This window comes from Martelella radicis (genome assembly GCF_014196625.1).
Classification (GTDB): Bacteria; Pseudomonadota; Alphaproteobacteria; order Rhizobiales; family Rhizobiaceae; genus Martelella; species Martelella radicis.
This window is the reverse complement of record NZ_JACIDZ010000011.1, coordinates 132,339-143,050: the sequence shown is the minus strand read 5'-3', so window position 1 is coordinate 143,050 and position 10,712 is coordinate 132,339. Positions and strand designations below refer to the sequence as shown.

Genomic DNA, 10,712 nt, shown 5'->3' with positions numbered 1-10,712 from the left:
CCATGAAACTGAAGATCACCGCCGGCCCGCACACATTCGATGCCGTTCTGGAAGCCGAAAAGGCGCCGAAAACCGTCAAAGCCTTCCTGAAGCACATGCCGTTCACCGGGCAGGTCGTTCACGTGCGCTGGTCCGGCGAAGGCGTCTGGATCCCGCTCGGCGACAAGGATTTCGGCGTCACTTACGAAAACCACACCAGCCATCCCGCGCCCGGCCATATCATTCTCTATCCCGGCGGCATCAGCGAGACGGAAATCCTGCTTGCCTATGGCGGCGTCGATTTTTCCTCGAAGATGGGCCAGCTTGCCGGCAACCATTTCATCACAATCACGTCGAACCTCGACAAGCTGCCCGAAATCGGCCGCCTGACGCTCTGGGAAGGCGCACAGGACATCCGCTTCGAACTGGCGGAAGCCTGAAGGCGGAGGGGCGCAGTCTTTGGCGCCCCGCCCCTACCCTTGCAATGTCAGCAGCCGGCGGGGCGTTTCGACCAGCAACTGATCGACTTCCGCCTGGGCAAAGCCCCGGTCTTTCATCAGCGGCACGACATTGCGCAGCAGGTGGCTGTAGCCATGGCCGCCATAGCTTTGCAGACGGCCGCGCGTGCAGATGTCGTGCGACAGCGTCACCCTGTCGCCGAGGCCGGCGTCAAAGAGCTTGCGAAGCGTCCTGATCCGCATCCAGTCAGTAGGCAGATCAAGAATGCCGAGCCAGTAGTTCGACTGCTCGATGCCGAAGAAATCATATTCGACGACGCAGCCACGTTGCGCGAGCGCCAGAACCTGCGGTTCCTCAAGCGTACGGTCCATATGATCGATGATGACCCTGCTGATGTCCGCCCCGTTCCTTTCCAGAATATCCAGGATCTCATGGGGAGCATCGCGATGGCGGCCGGGATGTACGGTAATTGCCGCCCCGGTTTCGACCTGGGTCCGGGCAGCGGCCGCAAGACTGCGCGCCTCGAACGGCGTCAGCGGCCATGAACAACCGATCTCGCCGATGACACCGCAGCGGATACCGTTCTCGCCGTCCACCATCTGCCCCAGCATGATGTCGAAAAGCGCATCTTCCGATAATGACAGCGTGTCGGCATCAAGGAAGGGTTCGGTGTAAAAGCCCGCACCCATGACGATGTTGACGCCGCTTGCCTGCGCCACACGCGCAAGCCCTTCAGGGTCGGGAACGATCCCGCCGGTCGTGACGTCGACGATCGTTCCGCCGCCCGCCTCTCCGAACCACCGGGCCTCGCGGATGGCGACGTCCTCATCCTGCAGGCGGTGATTGCCTGGATAGTCATTCGGCCGCCAGTTCACGTCGAAGATGTTTTGAAGCGTGATCTCGGCCTCATCTTCGCCACGTCTTTCAAGAGGCGTCAGATCGCACAATACATGCTCATGCATCAGCGTTGCACTGAGGGTTTCCGGGCGGATCGGGCCGGTCACGGTTTCCACATAACCCGTGCCCTTTCGGGGATCATCTATCGTCAAAATGCCATTCCTGCCTGCAGTCTCGCGGGCCTGCGATCGCTCTTGCACGCCGCTTGCCCTATTTGTGCACTTACGGTATACAATACATATACAGTTTGACGGACAGGCGCAAGCGGACCTCAAACTGAAAAGCGCGACGAAAAAATCCAGAAGGGAACAGAAATGTCTTTCGCATCAGCCCGCCGCCGTTTTCTCACCGCCACCGCAGGGCTTGCCGGCCTGTTGATTGTCGCCGGCACACCAGCCCTCGCCCAGTCAGCTCCCGAGTTTGAAACCATCACGCCGGGCAAGCTCACCATGTCGATCAACCCCACCCTGCCGCCACTGCAATATGTCAACGACAAGGGCGAGCTTCAGGGCATGCGGGTCGAACTTGGCAATGCGCTTGCCGAGAAACTCGGCCTGGAGCCGGAATATATCCGCATCGAATTTGCCGCCATGGTGCCGGGCCTTGCGGCAAAACGGTGGGATATGATCAATACCGGCATCTATTTCACCGAGGAACGCTCCAAGCTCATGTACATGATCCCCTATGAGCAGGCGGCGATCAGCTTCCTCGTTCAGGCGGGCAATCCGCTCGGCATCGAAAGCTGGGAAGACCTGTCGGGCTACGCCGTCGGCGTGGAGCTCGGCGGGGTCGAGGAAACCCGCACGCGCGAGGTCAACAAGATGCTGGAGGAGAAGGGTATGGAGGGCATCACCGTCCGCACCTTCAACAATTTCGCCGAAGCTTTCCAGGCGCTGCGCGCCGGCCAGGTGGATGCCGCCACCTCGATCGACGCCACGGCCATGTACTGGCAGCAGCGCGGTGACTTTACCCGAGCCATCTCCGGTCTCTTCCCGCAGACAGCCACCTTCGCCTTTGCCGACAAGGATCTTGCGGACGCCGCAGTCGACGCGCTCAACGAGCTGAAGGAAGAGGGTTACTACGACGAACTCTTCGACCGCTATGGCGTGTTGAAGATCGACGGTGATAGCTTTGCCATCCGTGGTCCCGGCCCCCAATAGGATCATTCGTTTCCCGAAAACAGGAACCGGCGCGCCTCATCCGCACGCCGGTCCCGATATCAAAGGTTTCTCACCATGGCCCCCAATCCGCCGATCAAACGCGAAACCTGCGTGCTCCTTGGCTATGGCCGCATCGGTCGCCGGATCGCCGGCGCACTTTTGCGCGATCGACACGGACCGGCGCTAGCGGGCATTGTTGCAAGGAACCCTGCGGCAATCTCGGCGGATCTCGAGGACCCGGCTATTCCCGTCTTCCCGGATATTCACGCAGCCCTGGCGACGAAGCCCGACCTGGTGATCGAATGCGCCTCGCCGCCGGCGCTTGCCGGAACGGGCGCAGAGATCCTTGCAGCAGGCGCCGATCTCGTGGCGTTGTCGCTGACCGCTTTTGCAGACCCCGCCGTCGAGACGCGCCTGCGGATGGCGGCGAAGGCGGGACCGGGGCGGCTGCACATTCCCTCTGGAGCCGCCGCCGCCCTTCCCCTTCTCAGGGTCGCGCGCAAGGCCGGACTCGAGAAAGTCCGCTTCCGCCAGACCTATCTTCCCTCTCACTGGGCCAAGATTGCCGGCGAGAACGACGCCTTTCAGTTTACCGGTTCCTTCTTCGAAGGGTCGGTCCGCTCCGCTGCGGCGCGCTTTCCTTTCAACCTCAACGCCGCCGTCGGCGTCGCGCTGGCCGGCGCCGGTCTCGATGACACGGTGATCGAACTGATCGGCGATCCGGGCGTCGGCAACATGCGCTACGCGCTCGATATCGAAAGCTGCGGCGCGCCGATCCGTCTCGATATCGGACCATACAGGGATCGGCCGCCGGAAGGCCCGGATCATACGGCCTATTCGATCCTCGCCATGCTCTCCGCCCGGTCGGAAGTCATCACATTCTAGGAACCGTCATGAACGCGCCGTTACCCGAAAGCCTTGTTGCAGACATAAGAAACGCGATCAGAACACAAGAGGCGAAGGTTCTCGACCTTCTTGGCGCTCTCATCGCCGACCAGAAGACCGGCGGCGGGCAGGTCCAGGCGCTTCTCGCGGAGCATTTTGCCGATAATGGATGTTCTGTCGAGACGGTCCGCTATCACCCTGCCGATGTCCGTCTCGTGGATGAGTTCGCCCACCCTTCCCTTCTTCCCGCAAGCGAACAGACCGCAGTTGTGGCGCGGCTCGGCGCGAGCAACGCCGCGCGCAGGATCCTCATCTTCGCCCATCCAGATGCAGAGAAGGTCAGCGAGCCGGATAACTGGTCGCGCGATCCGTTCACGCTCGACACCGATGAAGGACGCATGCATGGCTGGGGCATTGCCGATGATCTCGCGGGCGTTGCCGCCATGGCCGCTCTGCCAGATGTTCTCAACGCGACAGCGGACCTGGACGATACCGAGGTGATCTTCGCCTCCGCGCCCAGCAAGGCGCTTGCGCGCGGCACGGCGGCGCTGCTGTGTAATCACGGCATCACGGCCGATATCGCCGTCTACCTTCATCCTGCAGAATCGGGCGCCGGGCTTGGCGAGATCAAGGGACTGTCCTCCGGACATGTCGAATTTTCAGTAACCATTGCGGGTCGACAGCCGCCGACGACAGAACCCTTGCAGACAGCGCTTGCCCATCAGGGCGTCGATCCGCTGGAAAAGGCTCTTGCTCTTGTCGCGGCGCTGCGCCGGATGGACATCGAGCGGGCGGAGCGCATCCGTCATCCTGTTCTGGAAAAAGCGGTGCAGCGCTCCACCAATCTGATGGTCTCCCATATCGCGATGGGCAAGCCGAGTGCGCTTGCGCGCTACCCGCAAAGTTGCAGTTTCTCCGCTGCGCTTTCCTTTCCACCGGGCGAGACCCTGGATGCGGTCTCAGCGGAAATCGAGGCCACGCTGAAGGCCGCCGCCGAAGAGGATGGCTGGTTTGCCGAAAACCCGCCGGACCTGACCTTTCTCACCGGCGTCTCGGCAAGCGAGGTTGACCCGGAGGCCCCCTTGTTTTCCACGCTTGCGCGTAGCGTGGCGGCCATTACCGGCAACAGGCCGGCGCTCAACCCGCTTCATACCGGCAGCGACATCCGCAACCCTTTCGTCCAGAAGGCAATCCCCGCCGTCGGGTTCGGCGCGCTTTGCGGCAATCTCAGCCAGAACGGCTTCACCGATGAATGGGTCGACCGCGATGAATTCCGCGACATGATTGCAGCCGCAGCGCTTTTCATCGCGTCATGGGACGACCGGCCGGGCAGGACCGGCTGATCTTTGTCGGCTCAGGTCAGGCATGATAGACCTGAAAATCTGGGAAGGGGCGAGTCGGGCAACAGCGCAGAGGCGGAGCCTGACGCAATGAGGGCATAAGCGGATGAGCGCTATTCCGGAACAGGATATGAGGGCCAGAAAGGGACGCGAAACGTCCCTGCTCGCCCCGAAGACAACAAGAAACCGGGCGACGCTGGCCTATGAGGAAATTGCGCGGTTGATCGAGCAGAAGAAGCTTGCGGGTGGCGAAGTTCTGGTCGAGCAATCACTTGCCGCCTATCTCGGCATTTCCCGAACGCCGGTGCGCCAGGCGCTGCAACGGCTTGAGATCGAGGGCCAGTTGGTCAAGGCGAACACCAAATCCTTCGTCGTGCGCAAGGTCGACCTCAAGGAGTATCTGCAAAGCCTGAAGGCCCGCGAGATCATCGAATCCGAGGCATGCGCAATGTGTGCGGGCCATGCTGCTGCCGACCGGCTGGCCGTGGCGAAATCGATGACGGCGGCGCTCAAGGGCGATCAGGCCTATAATCCGGAACAGCACTGGGCCGCCGACAAGGTGGTCCACGATCTGGTCACGGATTTCTGCGGCAATCAGGTCGTTGCCGGGATCATCCGCTCGCTCAGGGTGACGACGAAACTGTTCGAGGTCGACCGTCTGGCCGAAAGGCTGGAGCCGGATATCCGCCAGCATGAGGCGATCCTTGACAGGATCGAAAAGGGTGACGGCGAAGGCGCGAAGCAGGCGATGGCCGCTCACCTGCGCTCGCTCGTCCAATTTGCCGTCGACAGGATTACCTAAGCGACGGCAAGCACCGGCGGCATGGCTGATGATCACACCGCCGGGAAAGAACGTCAGGCGTTCCAGGCAATCGTCTTCTGTTTCTGTTCGCCGAGGCCTTCGATGCCGAGCTTCATCGTCTGGCCTTCCTTCAGATAGACCGGTTCCGGCTTGATGCCCATGCCAACGCCGGGCGGCGTGCCGGTGGTGATGATGTCGCCGGGCTGCAGGCTCATGAACTGCGACAGATAGCTGACGAGGTGCGAAACGCCAAAGATCATCGTCTTGGTCGAGCCGTCCTGATAACGATGTCCGTCAACTTCGAGCCACATGGCGAGCTTCTGCGGGTCTTCCACCTCATCACGCGTCACCAGATATGGGCCGATCGGGCCGAAGGTGTCGGCGCTCTTGCCCTTCACCCACTGACCGGAGCGCTCGATCTGGAATTCGCGCTCGGACAGATCGTTGACGACGCAATAGCCGGCGACGTGGTCCATGGCGTCGGCTTCATCCACATAGGATGCTTCCTTGCCGATGACAACGCCGAGCTCGACTTCCCAGTCGGTCTTCTTCGAGTTCCTCGGAATGCGGACATCGTCGTTGGGACCGATGATGGCGCTGGTCGCCTTCATGAACACGATCGGCTCTTTCGGAATATCGGCGCCGGTCTCGGCCGCGTGGTCGGCATAGTTGAGGCCGATGCAGATGAACTTTCCGACCTTGCCGACGCAGGGACCGATACGGCTCGACTGCGGCAGAACCGGCAGACTGCCGATATCGGCAGCGGCGATGCGCGCCAGCCCGGCGGCCGTCAGCGTGTCGCCGGCAATGTCGACGACGACGGAGGAAATGTCGCGGTAAGTGCCATCGGAGTGCAGGATGGCGGGCCGTTCGGCGCCCTTGGCGCCAAGGCGAAGCAGTTTCATGTCAATTCTCCCGTATTACGACGCCTGGGGCGTCGGGTGTGCGTAGTTATGAAGCGTTTCCGGCTTCATCTCAATCGAAAAGCCCGGCATTTCCGGCGGCATATAGGCCGCGCCTTCGATCCGGCAGGGATCGACGAAATGTTCGTGCAGATGGTCGACATATTCGATGACCCGACCGTCCTTGGTGCCGGAGACGACGAGATAGTCGATCATCGACAGATGCTGGACATATTCGCAAAGGCCGACGCCGCCGGCATGCGGCCAGACCGGCAGACCGTATTTCGCCGCCATCACCAGAACCGAGAGCACCTCGTTCAACCCGCCAATGCGGCAGGCATCGATCTGGACGATGTCGATGGCGCCGCCCGCGATGAATTGTTTGAACAGAATGCGGTTCTGGCACATCTCGCCGGTCGCGACCTTCACCGGCGCAACCGCCTCACGGATTTTCCTGTGGCCGGCGACATCATCGGGGCTTGTCGGCTCCTCGATGAAATAGGGCCGGAAGGGCGCAAGCGCCTTCACCCAGTCGATCGCCTGATCGACCTCCCAGACCTGGTTGGCGTCGATCATCAGCGTGCGGTCCTCGCCGATCACCTCGCGCACGATCTTCAGCCGGGCGATATCCTCGTCGCGGTCCTGCCCGACCTTCATCTTGATGAAGGTGAAGCCGCTATCGACCGCTTCCTGCGCCAGACGACGCAGCTTGTCATGGCTGTAGCCGAGCCAGCCGGCGGACGTCGTATAGCAGGGATAGCCGTTTTTCTTCAGCTCCGCGATCCGCTCCGCCTTTCCGGCCGCAGCCTTGCGGAAGATCGCGAGCGCCTCGTCCGGCGTGATCGCGTCGGTCAGGTAACGGAAATCGATGATCGACACGAGCTGTTCCGGCGTCATGTCGGCCACAAGCTGCCAGACCGGTTTTCCGGCGGCTTTTGCCATCAGGTCCCAGACAGCATTGACGACGGCGCCGGTCGCCAGGTGCATAGCGCCCTTGTCCGGCCCGATCCAGCGCAACTGGCTGTCGCCGGTGACGTGACGCCAGAAGCGGCCCGGATCTTCGGCGATCCAGTCGAGATTCAGCCCCTTCACGCGGTTTTCAAGCGCGGCGATCGCTGCGCAGACCACTTCATTGCCGCGCCCGATAGTGAAGGTCAGGCCGTGGCCTTCAAGTTCGCCATCCGTCTCGAGCACGACATAGGCCGCGGAGTAATCCGGATCGGGGTTCATCGCGTCCGAACCGTCGAGCTTGGCGGAGGTCGGAAAACGCAGGTCGTGGACGGACAGTCCGGTGATTTCGGTCATGGTCTGAACTTCGGTTGTTGTCGGTGCGGATCAGCAGGTCCAGCCGCCATCGATGGCGTAGGCCTGGCCGGTCGTGTAGGTGGCGCCCGCAAGGTAGACGGCGAGATCGGCGATCTCTTCCGGCGTCCCGATGCGGCCGATCGGTTGGCGGGCGATAAAGTCGGTGCGCGCCTTTTCATAATCGCCGGTCGCCTTCAGACGATCCTGCAGCGAGGGACTATCGACCGTGCCCGGGCAAATGGCGTTGCAGCGAATGCCCTTGGCGACATAATCGGCAGCAACCGATTTGGTCATGCCGAGAACGGCGGCCTTGGTCGTGGTGTAGGCGAAGCGGTTCGGCACGCCCTTCATGCTGGAGGCGACCGAGGACATGTTGATGATCGCGCCGTCGCCGCGCTCGAGCATGCCGGGCAGGAAGGCGCGGATGGTCCGCACCATGGCCTTGACGTTGAGGTCATAGGCAAGGTCGAGATCGCCTTCATTGCTCTCAAGGATCGAGCCGTTGTGGACGATGCCAGCGCAGTTAAACAGGATATCGACCTGGCCGATCTCACGCGCGGCGATAGTGACGGCCTCGTCGGAAAGCACGTTCAGGAGCCGCGTCGAGACGTTCTCGATGCCCTCAAGCTCCTTCAGTTTCTCGGCATTGATATCGGTTGCGATCACCTTCGCGCCGGCCTTTGCGAAAGCCTTGGCCGATGCCGCGCCGATGCCTTGCGCGGCGGCGGTGATGAAGCAGGTTTTTCCTGAAAGGTCGGTCATGATCGCTCCCTTGAACGTCAGTTGATTGTCTTGTGCGAACCCTCGACGGCCATGCGGCCGATGGCTTCGAAATCCCAGGCAATGCCAAGGCCCGGGGAGGAAGAAGGAATGGCGCGGCCATTACGGATGGTCATGCCCTCAAGCGTGATCGCATCGAGTTGCGGAATATATTCCACCCAGCGCGCATTGGGGACCGCCGCGCACAGCGAAACATGCAATTCCATCAGGAAATGCGGCGCCACGGCGACATTGAAGCATTCGGCCATATGCGCAACCTTGAGCCAGGGCGTGATGCCGCCGATGCGCCCGACATCGACCTGGATGACGGAGCAGGCCCGCCGCTCCAGATATTCGCGGAAATGCAGCGCCGAATAAAGGCTTTCTCCGACGGCAACCGGCACGCTCGTGTGGCGCGAGAGAACCGCATGGCCCTCGATGTCGTCTGCCGGCAGCGGCTCTTCCAGCCAACCGATATCAAGCCGCTGATAGGCGGCGGCCCGGCGCACGGCCTCGTCCACGGCAAAGGCCTGGTTGGCATCGGTGAAAATCTCGAACGCCGGGCCGACAGCCTCGCGCACCGCCGAAATCCGCGCGACGTCTTCCGACAGCGGACGACCGACCTTGAGCTTGCAGCCGGAGAATCCATTCGCCTTGGCTTCGATCGCATCGGCGACAAGCGCTTCGGTTTCCAGATGCAGCCAGCCGCCTTCCGTTGTGTAAAGCGGTATCTCGTCCTTCGCCCCGCCGGCCAGCTTGTGCAGCGGCAGGCCAAGTTTCACCGCCTTTAGGTCCCAGAGCGCGGTGTCGATGGCGGCAAGCGCGATCGCGGTGATCGCGCCGACCGTGGTGGCATGGGTCAGGAAGGAGAGATCACGCCAGATGTGCTCGATGTCATGCGCCTCGCGGCCGATGATCGCCGGCAGCAGCGTCTTCTCCAGAAGCGCCATCACCGACGGACCGCCGGTACCGATCGTATAGGAATAGCCCGTGCCGGTAACGCCATCCGCATCGGTGATGCGAACGATCGGGGTTTCCTGGCTGACGAAAGACTGGATCGCATCGACCCGCGTCACCTTCGGCTTCAGATCCACCATCACCAGTTCGGCACGGACGATCTTTGCCATTGTCAGGCCCTCAGGCTCTTGCCGGTCTCGCCGTCGAAAACGTGCAGACGTTCGAGGTCGAGGGTGAAGGTCAGCGTTTCGCCATCGTTCAGCGGACGCGGATCAAGCATCTTGGCCTGCACTTCCTTGCCGCCGAACTCGGTGAAGATGATGGTCTCGGTGCCAAGCGGCTCTGAGATCACCACCGGAAGCGAAATCTCGATCGAGCGGTCTTCCGGGTGCAGCGAATGGCCCTTGGGGGCAAAGGCATCCGGACGGAAGCCGACCACGACCTTCTGACCGTCGGAAAGTCTTGCGGCGATATCTTCCGGCAACGGCACCAGCGTACCGTCATTCAATCTCGCAGCGCCGTTTTCGACAACGCCGTCAAGCTGGTTCATCGGCGGCGAGCCGATGAAGCCGGCAACGAAGGTATTGACCGGGTTTTCGAACACTTCGGTCGGCGTGCCGACCTGTTCCACATAGCCATCGCGCATGATCACGATCCGGTCGGCAAGCGTCATCGCCTCCACCTGGTCGTGGGTCACGTAGATGACCGTTGTCTTGACCCGCTGATGCAGTTTCTTGATCTCGACGCGCATCTGGCCACGGAGCTTGGCGTCAAGGTTCGACAGCGGCTCGTCAAACAGGAAGACATCCGGGTGGCGAACAATGGCACGGCCCATGGCCACGCGCTGGCGCTGCCCGCCGGACAGGTTGGCCGGCAGGCGGTCCATGAAGCTTTCCAGCCCCAGAATGCCGGCTGCCTCATCGACGCGCGGCTTGATATCCTCCGGCGTCATGCCGGCGATCTTCAGGCCGAAACCGAGGTTTTCGCGCACGGTCATGTGCGGATAAAGCGCATAGGACTGGAACACCATGGAGATATTGCGCGATCTGGGCGGAAGCGAATTGACGACGCGGTCCCCGATCTTCAGTTCGCCGCCGGAGATTTCCTCCAGCCCGGCGATCATGCGCAGCGTCGTCGACTTGCCGCAGCCGGAGGGACCGACGAGAACGACAAATTCGTTGTGCGCGACTTCAAGATCGATGCCGTGAACGACTTCCAGCGATCCGTAACGCTTGACGATTTTGGAAAGGTGCACTTCGGCCACGGG

At 61.8% G+C, this 10,712-nt stretch carries 11 protein-coding genes; 5 read left to right on the top strand and 6 right to left on the bottom strand.

The window, feature by feature from the left end:
- The first annotated feature begins 2 nt into the window (after positions 1-2).
- Positions 3-419 carry a DUF3830 family protein gene (locus GGR30_RS16215; protein ID WP_183488215.1) on the top strand — a complete coding sequence of 139 codons (417 nt, stop codon included), beginning with the start codon at positions 3-5 and terminating at the stop codon, positions 417-419.
- Positions 420-452: 33 nt separating this feature from the next.
- On the opposite strand, the gene GGR30_RS16210 is transcribed toward GGR30_RS16215, so the two are convergent.
- Positions 453-1,487: a phosphotriesterase family protein gene (locus GGR30_RS16210; RefSeq protein ID WP_183488213.1), complete on the bottom strand. Its 1,035-nt coding sequence runs from the start codon at positions 1,485-1,487 to the stop codon at positions 453-455.
- 162 nt (positions 1,488-1,649) lie between these two features.
- Between GGR30_RS16210 and GGR30_RS16205 the strand changes: the two genes are divergently transcribed.
- The 4 genes from GGR30_RS16205 (at position 1,650) to GGR30_RS16190 (ending at position 5,522) form a co-directional block, all read left to right on the top strand.
- Positions 1,650-2,495, top strand: a complete 846-nt coding sequence (locus GGR30_RS16205) for an ABC transporter substrate-binding protein (RefSeq protein ID WP_183488211.1) — start codon at positions 1,650-1,652, stop codon at positions 2,493-2,495.
- A gap of 75 nt (positions 2,496-2,570) precedes the next feature.
- Positions 2,571-3,380: an aspartate dehydrogenase domain-containing protein gene (locus tag GGR30_RS16200; protein ID WP_183488209.1), complete on the top strand. Its 810-nt coding sequence runs from the start codon at positions 2,571-2,573 to the stop codon at positions 3,378-3,380.
- Between the two features lie 8 nt (positions 3,381-3,388).
- Entirely contained in the window at positions 3,389-4,723 is a 1,335-nt protein-coding gene (locus GGR30_RS16195) for a M20 family metallopeptidase (RefSeq protein ID WP_183488207.1), read from the top strand.
- A 127-nt stretch (positions 4,724-4,850) separates the two neighbouring features.
- Positions 4,851-5,522, top strand: coding sequence for a GntR family transcriptional regulator (locus GGR30_RS16190; protein WP_183488205.1), 672 nt, complete (start codon positions 4,851-4,853; stop codon positions 5,520-5,522).
- Positions 5,523-5,575: 53 nt separating this feature from the next.
- On the opposite strand, the gene GGR30_RS16185 is transcribed toward GGR30_RS16190, so the two are convergent.
- Genes GGR30_RS16185 through GGR30_RS16165 form a run of 5 tightly spaced genes read right to left on the bottom strand, consistent with a single transcriptional unit; the run spans position 5,576 to position 10,709 of the window.
- Positions 5,576-6,427, bottom strand: a complete 852-nt coding sequence (locus GGR30_RS16185; RefSeq protein WP_183488203.1) for a fumarylacetoacetate hydrolase family protein — start codon at positions 6,425-6,427, stop codon at positions 5,576-5,578.
- Between the two features lie 15 nt (positions 6,428-6,442).
- Positions 6,443-7,729: an L-fuconate dehydratase gene (locus GGR30_RS16180; RefSeq protein WP_183488201.1), complete on the bottom strand. Its 1,287-nt coding sequence runs from the start codon at positions 7,727-7,729 to the stop codon at positions 6,443-6,445.
- 30 nt (positions 7,730-7,759) lie between these two features.
- Positions 7,760-8,491: an SDR family oxidoreductase gene (locus GGR30_RS16175; protein ID WP_183488199.1), complete on the bottom strand. Its 732-nt coding sequence runs from the start codon at positions 8,489-8,491 to the stop codon at positions 7,760-7,762.
- A 17-nt stretch (positions 8,492-8,508) separates the two neighbouring features.
- On the bottom strand, positions 8,509-9,615 hold the full coding sequence (locus tag GGR30_RS16170; protein ID WP_183488197.1) for a mandelate racemase/muconate lactonizing enzyme family protein: 1,107 nt from the start codon (positions 9,613-9,615) through the stop codon (positions 8,509-8,511).
- A 2-nt stretch (positions 9,616-9,617) separates the two neighbouring features.
- Positions 9,618-10,709 (bottom strand): sn-glycerol-3-phosphate ABC transporter ATP-binding protein UgpC, encoded by a 1,092-nt coding sequence (locus tag GGR30_RS16165; RefSeq protein ID WP_183488195.1) that lies wholly within the window; start codon positions 10,707-10,709, stop codon positions 9,618-9,620.
- Positions 10,710-10,712 lie beyond the last annotated feature (3 nt).